Source organism: Xenorhabdus doucetiae (assembly GCF_000968195.1).
Taxonomy (GTDB): Bacteria; Pseudomonadota; Gammaproteobacteria; order Enterobacterales; family Enterobacteriaceae; genus Xenorhabdus; species Xenorhabdus doucetiae.
On the sequence record NZ_FO704550.1, the window covers coordinates 1,813,902 to 1,830,773 of the forward strand.

The 16,872-nt window shown below is 39.4% G+C and carries 10 protein-coding genes; 3 read left to right on the plus strand and 7 right to left on the minus strand.

The window, feature by feature from the left end; translation table 11 throughout:
• The first annotated feature begins 101 nt into the window (after positions 1 to 101).
• The 3 genes from XDD1_RS08310 (at position 102) to XDD1_RS08320 (ending at position 7,300) form a co-directional block, all read left to right on the plus strand.
• On the plus strand, positions 102 to 4,565 hold the full coding sequence (locus XDD1_RS08310; protein ID WP_045970287.1) for a type I polyketide synthase: 4,464 nt from the start codon (positions 102 to 104) through the stop codon (positions 4,563 to 4,565).
• Positions 4,566 to 4,707: 142 nt separating this feature from the next.
• Complete coding sequence (locus XDD1_RS08315) at positions 4,708 to 5,793, plus strand: saccharopine dehydrogenase family protein (protein ID WP_045970288.1); 1,086 nt, start codon at positions 4,708 to 4,710, stop codon at positions 5,791 to 5,793.
• Positions 5,794 to 6,229: 436 nt separating this feature from the next.
• Positions 6,230 to 7,300, plus strand: coding sequence for a fatty acid desaturase family protein (locus XDD1_RS08320; RefSeq protein WP_045970289.1), 1,071 nt, complete (start codon positions 6,230 to 6,232; stop codon positions 7,298 to 7,300).
• Between the two features lie 208 nt (positions 7,301 to 7,508).
• On the opposite strand, the gene speD is transcribed toward XDD1_RS08320, so the two are convergent.
• The 7 genes from speD to XDD1_RS08355 form a co-directional block, all read right to left on the minus strand.
• Positions 7,509 to 9,014, minus strand: coding sequence for an adenosylmethionine decarboxylase (speD, locus tag XDD1_RS08325; RefSeq protein WP_045970290.1), 1,506 nt, complete (start codon positions 9,012 to 9,014; stop codon positions 7,509 to 7,511).
• A gap of 535 nt (positions 9,015 to 9,549) precedes the next feature.
• Positions 9,550 to 10,347: a heme ABC transporter ATP-binding protein gene (locus tag XDD1_RS08330; RefSeq protein WP_045970291.1), complete on the minus strand. Its 798-nt coding sequence runs from the start codon at positions 10,345 to 10,347 to the stop codon at positions 9,550 to 9,552.
• Positions 10,344 to 11,345, minus strand: coding sequence for a FecCD family ABC transporter permease (locus XDD1_RS08335; RefSeq protein WP_045970292.1), 1,002 nt, complete (start codon positions 11,343 to 11,345; stop codon positions 10,344 to 10,346). Before XDD1_RS08335 ends, XDD1_RS08330 begins: the two co-directional genes overlap by 4 nt.
• On the minus strand, positions 11,342 to 12,172 hold the full coding sequence (locus XDD1_RS08340; protein ID WP_045970293.1) for a heme/hemin ABC transporter substrate-binding protein: 831 nt from the start codon (positions 12,170 to 12,172) through the stop codon (positions 11,342 to 11,344). Before XDD1_RS08340 ends, XDD1_RS08335 begins: the two co-directional genes overlap by 4 nt.
• Positions 12,169 to 13,242 carry a hemin-degrading factor gene (locus tag XDD1_RS08345; RefSeq protein ID WP_045970294.1) on the minus strand — a complete coding sequence of 358 codons (1,074 nt, stop codon included), beginning with the start codon at positions 13,240 to 13,242 and terminating at the stop codon, positions 12,169 to 12,171. Before XDD1_RS08345 ends, XDD1_RS08340 begins: the two co-directional genes overlap by 4 nt.
• A 93-nt stretch (positions 13,243 to 13,335) precedes the next feature.
• A complete protein-coding gene (locus XDD1_RS08350) occupies positions 13,336 to 15,402 on the minus strand; it encodes a TonB-dependent hemoglobin/transferrin/lactoferrin family receptor (protein ID WP_045970295.1) in 2,067 nt (688 codons plus the stop codon).
• Positions 15,403 to 15,724: 322 nt separating this feature from the next.
• Positions 15,725 to 16,771 (minus strand): 3-deoxy-7-phosphoheptulonate synthase, encoded by a 1,047-nt coding sequence (locus XDD1_RS08355; protein WP_045970297.1) that lies wholly within the window; start codon positions 16,769 to 16,771, stop codon positions 15,725 to 15,727.
• Positions 16,772 to 16,872: the final 101 nt, after the last annotated feature.

Genomic DNA, 16,872 nt, shown 5'->3' on the forward strand with positions numbered 1-16,872 from the left:
CATTGTTAACAATCAAAAAATAAAAATCATGTTTAATTAATATATTTATGAGCTTCGTTAGCTTTCGTTAAAGTATTTATTGCTATTGGTGATGACATATTATGAATAAAAAAGAAAATTTAACTGATTATAAATCATCTCAAAAATTAACAGGTCTAGAAATCGCTATCATTGGTATTTCTTGTCAATTCCCAAATAGTCCAACGGTAGAAAGTTTTTGGAAAAATTGTCTTGAAGGTAATGACTGTATTACCCGTTTTTCTGATGAAACTTTAGCTGAAAATGGTGTTCCTGAGAACGAGTATAAAAGTCAGAATTATGTCAATGCAAAAGGTGTGATTGAAAATCCTTTAAGATTTGATGCCGAATTTTTCCAATACAATAAACGAGAAGCAGAATTACTTGAACCACAAATCAGACACCTGCATCAATGTAGTTTTGACGCATTGGGTTCAGCAGGCATAGCACCGTCGGTTTATAAAGGAAAAGTAGGCTGTTATTTGGTGGCCGGTGCTCAATTGCAGTGGCAGATGGCTGCTTATGAAGAAAGTAAACAAGATGCAGTGGGTCTGTTTTCTGCATTTAGTCTTATTGAGAAAGATTTTGCAGCGACGCGTTTAGCTTATAAGCTCGGTTTGACGGGGCCGGCAGTCGCATTACAAACGGCGTGTTCTTCTTCATTAACTGCTGTGCACATGGCTGCCCGCGCATTGTTACTGGGTGAATGCCAGGTAGCTTTAGTAGCGGCCGCAGCTTTGACGACGCCTAATCAGCAAGGGTATCTCTATCTGGATGGCATGATTGAGTCACCGGATGGTATGTGTCGTCCTTTCGATGAACATGCCAATGGCACTGTCGGTGGAGAAGGCGTTGGCGCTATTGTTCTACAACCTTTGAAACAGGCCCTTGAAGAGAAACGATCTATTATTGCTCTGATTAAGGGAAGTGCCATCAATAATGATGGTGCGAGAAAAGTGGGCTATACCGCGCCGAGTATTGAAGGGCAAACAGATGTTATTCGTAGTGCAATCACCGTATCCAAGGTTGGCCCTAAATCAATTTCATATATTGAAGCGCATGGAACAGCCACTAAGCTCGGTGATCCTATTGAAATAACTGCGTTAAAAAACGCATTTGATGGTTGTCCGGCGGGCAGTATCGCAATAGGTTCGGCTAAATCCATTCTCGGGCATCTCGATAGTGCAGCAGGTATGGCCGGTTTAATTAAGACCGCGTTAATGTTGAAAAATAAAATGTTGTGCGCCAATAAGTATTTCAACACACCAAATCCTAAGCTTAAGCTGGAGTCGTCACCTTTTTACATTAATACGCATAGTCAGGAATGGCATAGTCAATCGATCAGAAGAGCAGGAGTCAGCTCTTTTGGTATTGGTGGAACAAATGCGCATGTGATTCTTGAAGAAATATCATATCAGCCACTGCAATCTGAAATACCGGAACAACTCACTCTTTTACCTCTTTCAGCAAAAAATGAAGCCAGTTTATCAATGATGGAAAATGAATTGCTGAAATTTTTGTCAGAGAAGCAATATAAGTTATCTGATATTGCTTATACCTTGCAGCAAGGACGGGAACACTTTGATTACCGTTCTGTACTGGTTTGCTCAGGGGATCAGGAAAATCATAACTTATCTGATTTTGTTCGTGCCAAAGTAAAATATTCTGATAAGAAAATGGTCTTTTTATACCCAGGGCAAGGAACACAATATCCGGGTATGACTTATGCTTTATATCAGCAGGAAAGTGTATTCAGGGAGAGTTGCCAAGCATGTTTATCCTTATTGCCGGAAGATTCTCAACAAAAATTGTATCATTTTTTTGTGAATGCGGCTGAACAAGAGAATGTCTCTAACGAAATAACTCAATTAGCTATTTTTATTGTTGAATATGCGATGACATCTTTATTCCAGAGCAAAGGGTTTAAACCCTTTGCTCTGTTTGGGCACAGTTTAGGTGAATATGTTGCGGCAACAATATCGGGGGTATTTTCATTGGGTGATGCTTTGCATTTGGTTAGTCAGCGAGCAAAACTCATCGAAACGATGTCACCGGGTGTCATGTTGAGTGTATCATTGAGTGCAGAGCAGATAGGTAGTTATCTTAATGAAGAGCTTGAAATAGCGGCAATTAATGGTAAAGAATCTGTCGTTATCTCTGGTAATGCAATGAATATTGATAAGCTGGAATCAGCTCTTCAAAATGATAATATTTATTGCAGAAGATTAAAAACATCTCATGCCTTCCATTCCAGAGCAATAGATGAAATCCAAGCAGAATATGCTAATTCGTTAAACTCAGTAAACTTTGATCAGCCCAATATCCCCATTATTTCTAATTTAACGGGTGTGTGGCATTCTGTAGAAAGTATCAGGGCACCTGAGTATTGGTTGTCACATCAGCGGAATACCGTTGATTTTTTGAGGGGATTGGAAACATTATCTGAGTTTAATGACCTCGTATTTATCGAAATGGGGCCGGGTAATACTTTATCCAGTTTTGTACATAAGTATTACCAAAACGAGAGTGAAAATAAGCCATTAATCATTAACATGATTAAGCATCCTAATTTGACAGATGATGATCATGAGTATTTCTATCGTCAACTTGGGAAAATATGGTGTAGCACAGAAGGAATTAAGTGGGAAAATATCAATCAGCCAGAAGGGCGGTTGATTCATATGCCAGTGTATCAGTTTGCCAAGACGGAATACGCTAAACTAAGAGATAAATTAGTTTCTGGTTTAAATATTAATAGTGATAGTAAACAGGAGAATAAAAATAAACTTTATTCTCCTGGTTGGCAACGAGAACTTTATTATCAGGTAGGGGAAGAAACGAAATACCAACAAGTTTTTATTCTCTGTACTCAAACAAATAATTCTTATTATCTTGATTTAAGCAAAGAATTGTGGCCTGGCAGTAAAGTCATTTTCATTGATAATCTAGAAGAGGTTAAATCATTAATATTATTAACTGACAGTACTTTGATTCTTATTCCTGAAAATGAACCGTCCGAAAATGATCCCATTGAATATTATCTACGGTGGGTGGAAGGACTTCGCGTCATTTTAAATTTATTAGAGTTACAGGTTGCACAATTTGTCCTCTTTACACCTGAAATTGAAAATGTACTGGGATATGAACAGCCTAATCCTACAATTTCACTGTTAAAGGGATTGGTTCAATCCATTTCTCATGAATATCAGCAGCACCAAACTATGCAGATAGATTTTTCCGGAAATGATATATCAGACAATCGATTGAACTCACTGATACGAGGGCTTGTTAGCTCTGGTAAATGTGGTTTTAGTCAATATAATCATGCCGCAATAAGATATGGTCAGTTGTGGGTGCCCGAATTTAAGGTATTATCGGTTAATTCCTTGAATCAGGTTAAGAAAGATCATGAATTACAAATAGGTGATTTAGTCTTTATCAGTGGTGGTCTTGGTGGTATCGGGTTAGCACTGGCGGAATCATTAGCAATTCAGTATCGTGCACGTCTTGTGTTGTCATCCCGTTCAAAATTTCCTGCGAGATCTGAATGGGATTCGATAAAGCAAGATCCAACACAAATGGAAACAATGAGAAAAATTGAGTCTATTGAAAAAATAGAACAATTTGGTGGTGAAGTTCATATCCATTCTGTTGATGTTTCCTGCAAAAAAGATCTTCATTCTTTACTTCAATCTATTGAAAGCGAATTAGGGCCATTTAGTGTGGTTATTCATGCTGCCGGGTCCGATGCCGGTGCACTTATTGCACAACCTAATCTGGTATTGCACCGAGAGATCATGGCGGCTAAAGTCTGTGGTGTGAATAACTTGCTGTCATATTTCAGTGACAAAAATCTCCATGCTATGCTGCTTTGTTCTTCTTTATTAGCTTATTATGGTGCCTATGGGCAGTCTGCCTATGTTGCAGCTAATGCTTATTTAGAGGCTATTGCGGATAACCATAATCACCCTTTCAGAATTTGCTCCATCTCTTGGGATCGGTGGTTAGAAGTGGGGATGGCGGCTAAAAACAGACTAGATACCAACAAAACAGTCGGTTTGACTAACCGGGAAGGGCAAGATGTCTTTCTTCAAATACTTTCCCATTACCCTAATCGATTTTCAGTATCAGTATTACCAATAAAAGAAAGAATGGAAGAGAACGATGTTCTACAGTTAGATAATAAAGATCATATATCCAATACTGAAATTTCTTATACCGAAGATTTAATAAAGAAAGTCATTATAGAAATCTGGAAACATCAACTGGGGTTGATTAATCTTGATGAGAATATAAGCTTTTTTGACTTGGGCGCGACTTCGCTTGATATCGTTCAGGCCAATGAGAGATTAAAGGAAAAATTAAATGTAGATATTCCTATTGCCATGATGTTTACCTATAGCTCTGTTATTAAGCTCTGGTCAGCATTACAGAATATGATGGATGAATCTTCAGGTAACATACATCAAAATAAGGAAGATTCAAATCAAAATAATAGAAGAAATTTGGCTAAGAATCGTATAAATAAAAGGTTGAGGAATAGCTGAAATCTGAACGGTCAGTAAATCATTTTTATTAAATATCATACATATTTTATGATTATATGTAGGAATGATATTTATAAATCTAGTTAAATTTTTTTAGTCATTAGTAAGATAAAGTCTTGCTTTCTGTTTTGAGGATTGTTAAATGAAAAATCTTTCTGTTTTATTAGTTGGAGGATACGGGGTTGTTGGGCATCAGGTTGCATTGATTTTGAATCAGTATGCTCCTAATCTAAAGTTAATCATTGCTGGAAGAGATATTAATAAAGCCAAGGATCTAGCCAAAAATTTACAAAATGCGGAGGGTATCACTTTTGATATTGAGAATACTTGCCTGCCCGAAGATATGAATGTCGATATAATATTAACTACTGTTAATGATCCACAAGATAATTTATTTGCTTTTGCAAATAAAAACGGCATTGCTTATGTAGATATTGCTCGTTGGACGGAAAGGTTGCAGATTACGCTAAGTAAGGCTGTGATGATGCAAAATACAAGCTCAATGATTTTTGCATCTTCGTGGATGGCAAGTGTTGTTTCAGCCCTTGCCAATGATATGAGTAAGTCATTTAAGAGCGTGACGAGTATTGATATCAGTATATTGAGTTTTTCTCAGGATAAATCCGGCCCGGATTCATTTGATTATTTGGATAGACTTGCAATTCCATTTATTGTAAAACAAAGTGATAGATATCAGAAAGTGTTGCCTTTTTCTGATGAACGTATTATTTCATTTGGTGATAATGGTAAATATAAAGTTTTTCGTATGGATATGCCTGAACAATTTATTTTACCTTTAATTACAAATGCTAAAACTGTTGCAACTAGAATCGGTTATAATAATCATAAGGCAAATAATATTTTAGCTTTCGTTATAAAGAGTGGTATATGGAAACTTATATCTGGTGATCTTTTCAAAAAGTTACGTAAGAAAATTTTTTATCATCCAGGCTCTGGTGATCAACATCAAATTCGTATTGATGTTCATGGAATGGATGAAAAAGGGCATCAAAGACACCACATTCTTCATATTAAAGATCAGAAAGGACAAGCTCACTTAACAGCGACAGGGGCTGCGGCTTTAATTATGCAATTGGCTGAGCATATTCAAAATAATCAACCGAATATTTTTATGGTAGGAGAGGAATTTTTATGTGTTCAAAAGCTTAAAGATCTATTACAGTCAGAAGAAATTCTTATTGATGAAGAAAATGAAATTTTAAAATAGCTATCTTTGATAGTCTTACAGTTTTTAATAATATATCTACTATACTATCATCTTTCAAGTTGCAGCTTTGTTGGCTATGCTACTTTATTATTTACAACTACATTCCGGTCATCGTTTTTATAAAAATACGGTTATCTATGCTCCCTGGAATTAATGAGAGGTTTCTGCCTCTCACCAGAGGCAAGAATTTGTCATTTCCTTGTCATCGCGCTGCAACTTGAAATTCATTGGGTATATGTTCATTTAAAAACCGAAAAATCCGGATATATGTTAGATTGTTAATGTTAAAAATTAAATTTGTTATGTATTTTTTATTCTTGAAGTGATTGGTTGATGTTTATTTATTGAAGAGGGTATGAATAACACTATTTTTATTTTATCTTAATTGAAGCTTGGTTTATTATTTGTGATGAAAATATCAGGAGAATAGATAATTATGTCATTGTCTGAAATAAGGTCAAATAATAATTTCAATATATCACGTAAAGTGATTGCTAGCTTACGGGAGTTAAGGAGTTTAGATAATTATCACTGGGCTATTGCACTTTCAAAAGACTATCTTGTTATAATAACTGCGATATATTTAAGTGTTGGTATAAGTTTTTGGTTTTACCCACTTTCTTTACTTATGATAGGTTCAACACAACGAGCATTTACCAATATATTACATTATTCGTCTCATCATGTTTTAGCTAAAAATAAATTTATAAATTATATTGCAGGTACTTTTTTATCTGGGCATTTAGTCTTCCATCTACTTAATACTTATAAAGATCCTCATGTCAGGTATCATCATGCACATTTAGGTAATCCAGAAAAAGATCCTGATCTTAAGTTTCATATAGATAGTGGTTTATATGATTTCAATCAGAATGATAAAGAATTCTTCATACAAAACATATTGTTAACCATTTCAGGATATAGAACGTTAAAATTTATACACTATGTAATAAAGGATGCAATTAAATCAAGAAGAAATGAAAAAAAGGTTGAAAGTAAAATAGAAAATAAAAAGGCGAAAAATAACAATGAATCAATAGCGTTTTTTATTTATTGGGTTGTTATTCTTTCAGTAATTATTTATTTTGGTTTCTTTATGTATTTTATTTTGCTTTGGATAATACCATTATTTACTGTCACAGTTGCTATTGGGTGGATTATTGGTATAGCTGAACATTACCCTCTTCCTGCATCCGAAAAGGAAGCATTATTGCTTACAAGAAACACAAAGGGAGTTTGGTGGGAACGCTTTTTGTTTGGAAGGCATTATGACAATTATCATCTAGTGCATCACCTGTATCCGGGTATCCCTCATTGGAACATACAAAAAGCTCACATATACTTGCTTAATGATCCAAATTACCAAAAATGGGATGATTTATGGGGAGGGGTATTTATTCGTCAACATCCTCATCAAGAAACTATGCTAAGTTATGCTTCAAAGTATAGAAAATTTAGAAAATATAATCAAAAGGAAAGTTTCGCCAAACATCTTCTTTCTATTTGAATAGGCAATACATAAAATTATTTTTTAAAGGGCTTTCAAAGCCCTTTATGTTTTTTGGTAACAAAGCACAAGGTTGGGTATATGTACGTAACATCACAAAATTATGTACGTTTATTATTCTGTAACTGATTGCCTTTCACTCTCGGCTAATTAACAATCAGTTATTTCGTGGGTAAGGTGTTAAGAAGATATTTTACTTATTTTAAAATTAAAACCCTCTCTGTAGTATTTTATACTCATATTCTTGGGCATTAAGCTGCATGTGTAATTCCGTTATAAACGCGTCTTGATGTTTAAATTCATTACAAACAAATAAATCAAGTGCTGCATAATGATACTCTGGCCATGTATGAATAGTAAAATGTGACTCAGCCAATATTAGTGCTCCACTGACACCCCATGGTTTGAATTGATGAAAATTATGAGTAACAACGTTCAACTCAAATTTTTGGGCAACATTAAGCATAATTTTTTCAATGGTTGATACAGATTTCAATATTTCTTCATCACAATCTTTCATATCTACAATAATGTGAGTGCCAAGTTGCCTTACATCAGCTGATGAATTTACTTTCTCTTGACCTCGATATTGAAATTTATTGCCGTGACACTTATCACACGTTGTCTCGATTAACTGTTCTATCGTTAATATGTTTTTTCCGTGCCCAATGGTTATCATGTTATTACATAATTTGCATTGATAAAATTTTACACGAGGATTTAATTCTCCTGTGTATATTTTATCTGAGTAGTCACTTTTCCCTGAAATGATTGGATATGTTTGTGGTGTCACAGAAAGAACATATAAATCACTGACATTACCTATAATACTTCCGCCATGATATTTATTGAATTGCGGATAAATATTTCTGATAAGGAGATTTTGGTTGTTGAGTAACCGCTGTACCTCTTGGTTTTCCATCGGTTTTTTTTGACCAAATGAAAGTAAAATTTCACTGTTATCATTTTTGGCTAAACTAATTGCACGTGATAAAAATAATTTCAACCCACTTAACGTATAAGGAGGATCTGTCCAAATAATGTCAAAATCTTTGGTGTAAACGTTAGCGCGTTTTAGATCTAAATACTCAGTATTAATAACAAAATCATTTTGTTTCGCTATATCTTGTATAAATGTTAATAGATCTTGATCTATATCTTTGACAAAAATATTTTTTGAAGAATAATGCCCGAGTTTTTTAAATGCCATCATTAAGGCTAAAGAAGTTAAATCATCATCACCTAAGAATAGAATGTTTTGTTTAAATACCCGTGGGTTATTAAGTAATAACATGACCCTGCTTATTGATGTCTCTAATGTTGCATGGGCTTGATCTAGTAAAACATTGACTTGTGGTCTGTTGTTATAGATAGGTTCCAGTAAAATGGATAGTTCATTTGCAAACTCTTTTCGTTTTTCATCGGAAGAGAGTGAATGATATTGATTGATATCAATTGATTTATATTCCAGTTCATTTAGCACATAATTTATACCCGTGGGGTTTAACTTAAAAACTCCTTTATTTTCAGCGAAATTATATTTTATTAATTCTTTTTTAAATGCCGAAATGATAGGGATAGGTAAGTTGCTTTTTAATGAAAGGTCTTTATTTGATGCGCGATCGTATAAATGTAGACGTATTAGTAATGTCTCTAATATTTCAACGGGGTGTGACAATTTCATGTTGTTTTTTATAATGTCTAGTGTATTCATCGTAATCTCTTTTTACCTATTTTTATAATCTGATAGCGCAATTAATATTCAGAATTATCCATGCAGATATCTAAATTGTAGTTGAACCTGTTATCGTCGCTCTTTCTAAATCCAGCCATTTATCGATCACCATAAATTCGGGCGCGTAATTTATAAAAATTAACGTTACCCATCCAAGTAACTTGAATTCGTATGTGGATGCTTTTCTGTTGTGTTGGTTTTTTCATCAATCATATTTATGACGTACCGGCATTTTGGAATTAAACGAGTGTATAGGGATTCATAATTTTCAACTAGTTTCTATTTCTAGAGAAATAATAAACTTAGGCAATATATTTCTTGTTTTTTGGCCTGATTTGTCTCGCGATAGAATAATGCCTATTGTGATGCGGGGCAGTGTCCCTGACTGATTTAATCGTCTGAGTGAAGGGCGGACTTCTCAACGGGGAGAGGGTAACAGAAAAGTAATAACCGCCCCTTGCGAGGCGTTAGGTGATTTTATTCTTCCAAATGACAGGGGATAAGCAGCCGTTTTTTATTGCCGGAGGTAGATCTGTGGCTGGTGGGTTTCGGGGTGCTGCATAACACCCAAATCGGCTTGATACCATTGTTTAAGAATATCGTCACGCAGTACATCTTGTGGCGTGCCGGATGCCACTAACCGACCTTTGTGCAACAGGATAATTTTATCGGCATAAAGTGCCGCCAGATTCAAATCATGCAGTACACAGCAGACCGCAATGGGCTGTTGGCGTGTCAGGCGGTGAACCAGGCGCAAGGTATGTTGCTGGTGATAAAGATCCAGTGCTGACGTGGGTTCATCCAAAAAGAGACAAGATTCGGTCGGTTCCGGGTGCCAAAGTTGAGCCAAAACCCTTGCCAGTTGAACCCGTTGCTGTTCCCCGCCAGATAATTGTTGATAATTCCTTTTTCTCAGTTCTTCACATTCTGTTAACGCAATCGCTTCATCAATGGCGGTTTTCCTGTGGGTATTTTCATGGGGAACACGCCCCATGGCGATGACTTCCTCGACACTAAAAGGAAAGGAGAGGGAGCTATATTGTCGCATGACTGCCCGAATGCGAGCCAGTTTCTGGGTCGGCCAGCGGGAAATGGGAATGCCTTTTAATAAACAGTCTCCTGATCTGGGCGGAATATAGCCAGTCAACAGACGCAATAATGTTGATTTCCCCGCCCCATTGGGGCCAATAATGGCGACCACTTCCCCTTGACGAAGGGAAAGGGAAACATCTTTGATTATCTGACGCTGCCCGATGAAATAATTTAAATGTTGGGCTTCAAGTAAGTGAGTTGCCATGTTCGGTTCTATCATAAACGGCCTTTTGATGGCTTAAGAATGAGCCATAAAAAATAGGGAGCACCGATCAAACCTGTGATAAGACCTACCGGCATTTCAGCAGGAGACACTAATGTTCTGGCTAATGTGTCGGCGAGTAACAAAAGACAGGCACCGCCCAGCGCCGATATCGGCAGCAGCCAGGTATGATCGCCACCAAACCGCAATCTGACAAGATGTGGGATAACTAAGCCAATAAAACCAATAACACCGGTCAAAGCAACTGCACACCCGACTAATAAGGCACTCAACAGCAATAATTGATATTTGGTGCGTTGGACATTAACTCCCAAATAGTGCGCTTCTTCATCGCCCAGTTGCAGCAAATTGAGTTTTCGTGCCTGACTGAAAGTCAGCAGACAAACAGGAATAATAAGTGATGCGGCAATAATCAGTGTTGGCCACTCGATTTGACTGAGTGAACCCATCATCCAGATGGAAAATTGGCGTAATTGTTGGTCGTTACTGATATAACTTAATACGCCAATAAATGATGCACACAGTGCATTGATGGCGATGCCGGCAAGTAATAGCTTTGACAGATTGCCGTGGTTATATTTGTTGAGCATGAATATCAGCGATGAGACGAATAAACTGCCGATAAAAGCGGCAATGATATGCCCGTATAACGCAATGCCAGCCGGTAAGGTGAAAGGCAGGATAATCACCATTGCGACGGTCAGTGCGGCACCACTGCTGATCCCTAATAATCCGGGATCAGCCAGAGGATTACGGAATAGTCCCTGCATCACAGCACCCGATATTGCCAGCGCTCCGCCAACGAGGATTGCCAGCAAAATACGGGGTAACCGAATATTTAACCAAATCTGCCACTGGGGGTCCTCCAACGAGGATTCCCACAGTGTTTTAAAGGAAAGTGGCAATGCCCCCATATTTGCTGAGCTAATTGCCAGAAACAACAACAATAAACCCAATATTAGCAAACCAAGGCTGGGGGATTGAGAACGACTCATTGCGCTTTCTCCACGGCATCCTTTGCAGCATCACGGACTTGTTTCATCACCGCCGGGGTTTGCAGGCCAAAGCCAAGCAGACCCATTTCATCAACAATGACCACCTGTTTTTTCTTGCCGGCCGGCGTGAAATTTAACCCAGGAAGCTGCCAAACTTTATCCATGCCACCCAACGTTTTTAGCCCTTCGGTGCTGACCAGCAGTAAATCTGGCTTGCTGGCAATCACCCCTTCTTGAGACAAAGGGCGATATCCCCGGAAGCCTTGCATCGCATTTTGGGCACCAATCGCACGGATAATTTGATCTGCGGCGGTTTGCTGACCCGCTGCCATCGGCATGATGCCACCATGACTCATGACAAAGACGATCTTAGTGGAAATCGCTGACGTGGTGATATCGGCCAGTTGTTGCCGGTACTGGGCAACCAGTGCTTCACCCCGTTTTTCCTGATTGACCGCCTTGGCGACGGTCATAATTTTTTCAGGAACGGCTTCTAACGAGGTTTCGCTGGTCACTTTAATAACTTTTACACCGGAATCTTCGACCTGCTTGAGTGCCAGAGAAGGTTGAGCCGATTCACTGGTGATCACCAGTGATGGGCGCATGGATAAAATCCCCTCTGAATTCAACATTCTCATATAGCCGATATCGGGTAGAGAAAGCAGTTCCTTGGGATTTTGGCTGGTACTGTCCCTCGCAACAACGTGCTGTCCTTCGCCAAGTGCAAAAACAATTTCAGACACATCGCCACCAATGGTAACAATGCGTTCAGCAGCGAACACATTGAAAGAGATGGCAAGCATAAATGTTAGAAGCCATTTTTTCATGCTACACACGTTTCCTGTTCTGGTTGCAGTTTAGGTAAAGCCGCAATTTGTTCACGCCATTGCGCTTGCTCAGGCGTCCCTTCCGTGCGCTGGCCGTACAATTGTGCGATTTGATTGCCGTTGGCATCAAACAATTCAAGGCTGGTAACGAAACCGCTATCCGTTGGCTTACGGGTAATCCAGCTTTCAGCAATGGCACTTTCAATCAGGTGCAGCGTGAAATTGTGGTTGAAGATATTGAGCCATTTCTGAGTAGAATTTTCTGCCTGATAAGGCATCAGACGTTCCAATTTACCTGTGAAAATCTGAACACAGCCCCGGTTTCCGACAAAGATCATGATTTCGTTTTGATCTTTATAAGCTGTTTCAATAAGTTGAGTCAGTGCTGAATTATCGACACGATAAGCCAAATCATCGTTAACGGCATTGAAAATCTGTTGGCGGTTCAGGTTGTGGCGTTTCATCATAATGAAGAATTGATGAACGTCAGTCATGGCACGCCATTCTTCATCTAACTGTGCTTTCAGTTGTTCCGTGACTTCGGCATGTTCAGGCACTTCTTCCGGTTGGATCGCCAGCACGGGGTTTTCACTGGTCTGGTATTTTTCGATCAGGGCATCCCAGGCCGCCATATCGGTGTTGCTGGTCGCATAAACTTTATGCAGCGCATCACCCTGACGGTCAAAGAATTGAATGCTGTGACGCAGACCATCCTTGGCAGGTTCAACCAAAGAGAAAATGCTGCTCCAGTGATCGAAGAAGATACGCAGGTCAAGCTCACGCGGGTTGAGGATCAAACCAACATGTGGGCTAAATTTAGTATTTTCGTAGCGTCCAATATGTTCATGAACAGCGAAGTCATTACGGGTAATCGCCTTGGTTTCGCCAACTGCTGCCAGTTCCTGAAGCAGGGTAGAAGCGTCAATATTCAAACGCTTTGCGTCGATGCCGACACGGCTGTGTAATAACTCGCCTTCACTGACATTGAGGTAAGCCGCCAGATCGCGGGCATATTTAGCTTTGTTTTCTGCTTTGGCTTGTAAGTAACGTTCATAAAGTGACTGATTCACAGTTGCTGGCTCCTTAAAAAACGGCGTTTAAACACGATTTATTTAAAAACGATTTATTCAAAAACAATCTAGTTAAAATCAATGGCGGGTTACTTACCACTGATAGCTGACGAACAGTTTAGCATTACGGCCATTCTGTGGTGCCCCCAGTGGTGAGGAATAGGCTTTATCGAAAGCGTTACCCAGTACAACAGAAGTTGTTAATCCTTTTAATTCACCCTCGCCGTGATAGCTGACATAGAAGTCATTGACGCCATAACCTGCGTATTGAGTGATTTTCCGGCCACGTTCATTTCTGTCCCCATTGACTCCCCTGATGTGAGTATGTTGGGTAAATTTCCCGATCCATCCAATGGAAAAACCGGTTGTAGACAATGGAATGTCCAGAGTGCTGGTCAGGGTATCCGGGCTGAGGGCTTCTATCGATTTCCCTGTTTCTGCGTTTTTACCCGTTGTACGGTTGTAAGCGAGATCCCAAGAGAACCAGTCAGTATCGTATGTCATAGAAACATCCCAACCCCAAATTTTAGCTTGTGGAATATTGGAAGATGTCGTAAATCTCATATCAGGCGTCATCGTGGTAGAGATGTAATCTTTCGCTTTGGTATCAAAATAGCTGGCCTTAAATTTCAGGCCATCATTACTGGCAAGCAGATCATCGAAACGCAGCCCGAAACCATACTCCTGCGTTTCATTACTTTCAGGACGCAGGTTTGGATTGGGTTTCCAATAGTTTGTAAATCCGGGACGCCCGTCCCTTGGAGGCATATAAAAATGTTTCGAATCGTTATACATTTCGCCCATAGTCGGAGAACGGAATGCCTGTGAATAGGAGGCAAACAGCATTGACCAATCCGTCGGGGTAATGCTAATGGCGCCTTTTGACGACCATTTATCCGCACTGATATCGGCATATTTGCTGTTTGAGGCGTTGTAATTGTCGTAACGTGTACCCGCAATAAATGAAACCGGCAAATCACGCAGAGTCATTTCATCCTGAATCCAGCCCGATGCAAAACGGATATTGGCGTCAGGGAACCCCTCTACACTCTGGCTGCTTGGCTTCTGTTTTTGTTTATAGGCTTCACCGCCATAGGTAAATTGATGCGCGGCAAAAGCCGTGGTTGCAAAATGAGAGCGGTTTTCAAGTTTTACACCATAGGTTTCTTGTTTGCGGCCTTCAAAATCCTTGTCTTTACTTTTGCTATTAATATTGATATCGGAATAATAGATATCCGCTTTGGCATTTAACCAACTGAATTGTGCCGGATTCAATTGATAAGACAATTGAGCATCACGTTGTGCTGTGGTGCGATCGGTTCGTTGACTATTGTCTTGGTTTAGGGTCTGTGGATTTTTAGGTTCATGGGCTTCATTACGGTAATATCGCAGGCTGCCGCTGAGTTTTTGGCTATCATTGATTTCCCAGGAACCTTTTGCCAATAGATTACCGATGGTTTCATCATTGTGATCTTTTATACCATTTCCGTAGCGGATATTGCCCACATCACGTGTGCCAAATGCCAATAAGCCATCAAACTGTTCTGTTTTACCAAAAGCGGTTCCCCCAAATCCTAAACTGTGGTCACCACTTCCTGCACGGCTAAAGACACGAAAACCGCTATTTTTACCTGCTTCCAATAAATCAGCGGCATCGACAGTTTGGTAAGCAATAACACCACCCAGGGCACCACTACCATAGAGTAACGCGGATGGACCACGGACAACTTCAACTTGCTTAATCAGGGCAGGATCGAGGAATACCCCATTGAGGTGCCCGGTATCGGTTCCCTGTCGAATCCCATCAACGAGGGTCAAAACGCCTTTTTGGGAATAGCCCCGCAGACTGATATCTTGCCCATTGGCACGACCAACTCCCGCGATATCAATACCCGGAATATTGCGCAGTAAATCATTCGCATTGCCAGCGACGTGATTACTGGCCGACTGGTTGTCAATGACTGTCACCATCATCGGGGCTTCAAAACTGTCACGCTGGTTGCCGGTAGCATATACCGTCAACGTATCTTTGGATGACTTGTCTTTTTTGGCATGTACGGTTTCAGAATGAATGGTCGTTGCATTCGCAGAAGATAAACTCGCGAAGATAACAACACTCAAGGTAGACAATTTTAGGCTTGGTGATTTAATTCGAGTCATGCAGGTCAATTTCCGTGGTGAAATAATGTGTTTTTATAAATACAAGTCATTAAAATCTCACTGATATTCGCAGTGAGCTTGTTAGATTTTTTATTGTATTAGAATAAATTTGCTGAGTAGCAACATTGATGATGTGTTAATTTTTCCATAACCAAATTTGAACAATAATTATTCCAATATTGAGAATAATTATCGTTTCAATGGTGGTTAACTTCAAGCTATTTTTTTATACCTAAATTTGTGTTGTTATTTTTGAAGTTAACTGACTATTTTGGCTGGCAACTGGCTCCGATGGTTGCAGGAGCCAGAAAAAGAAAAGGACTCAAGAACGGTTTTTCATGGCTTCATCAAGAATACTGATAAATTTCTCCGTATCTTGCCAGCCAAGGCAGGGGTCGGTAATCGATTGACCGTATGTTAAAGTTCCTCCTTTGATGACTTTTTGTGTTCCTTCAACTAAAAAACTTTCAGCCATCACCCCGGCAATCGCTGTTGAGCCTGCTTGGATTTGTTCACCAATATTTCTTGCTATATCTAGCTGACGACGATGAATTTTCTGGCAATTAGCATGGCTGCAATCCACAATCAAACGCTCAGGTAAGTGCAATTCGCGTAATTTATGGCAGGTTGCAGTGATATCTTCGGCACTGTAATTCGGTGTTTTCCCACCACGCATAATAATATGCCCGTAGGGGTTTCCGCTGGTTTGATAGATGGTCATCTGACCATGTTTATCCGGCGACAAAAACATATGCTTGGCGCGTGCAGCACGTATGGCATCAATGGCGATACGCGTATTACCATCCGTCCCATTTTTAAAACCTACTGGGCATGATAAGGCGGAGGCCATTTCTCGATGAATTTGGCTTTCTGTCGTTCTGGCGCCAATCGCTCCCCAACTAATTAAATCGGCAATATATTGACCCGTGACCATGTCCAGAAATTCGGTAGCCGTCGGGACACCTAATTCATTGATATCAATTAATAGCTTACGGGCAAGGGAGATCCCTTTATTGACCTGACAAGAGCCATCCAGCATGGGATCTGAAATCAGCCCCTTCCAGCCAACCACAGTCCTCGGTTTCTCGAAATAGGTTCGCATCACAATCTCCAGATTATGCTGGTATTTTTCGCGCAGAGTGCGTAAGCGAGAGGCATAATCAAGGGCGGCGTCAATATCATGAATAGAGCAGGGGCCAATAATGACCAGTAAACGCTGATCATCGCCTGTCAGGATGGATTCAATACGTTGCCGTGACAATGTCACATTTTGCAAGACTTTATCTGATATAGGATATTGTTCGGCAAGCGCTTTCGGTGTAATTAGGCTATCAATGCGGTGGGTTCTTAGTTCATCTGTTTTGTACATATACTTTCTCGAATTCTACTTCACATTGAAACAAAGTCTGAAATGACTGGGGGATCACAATAACTCAACCCCCAGCAAATTCAACAGACAATCATGATATT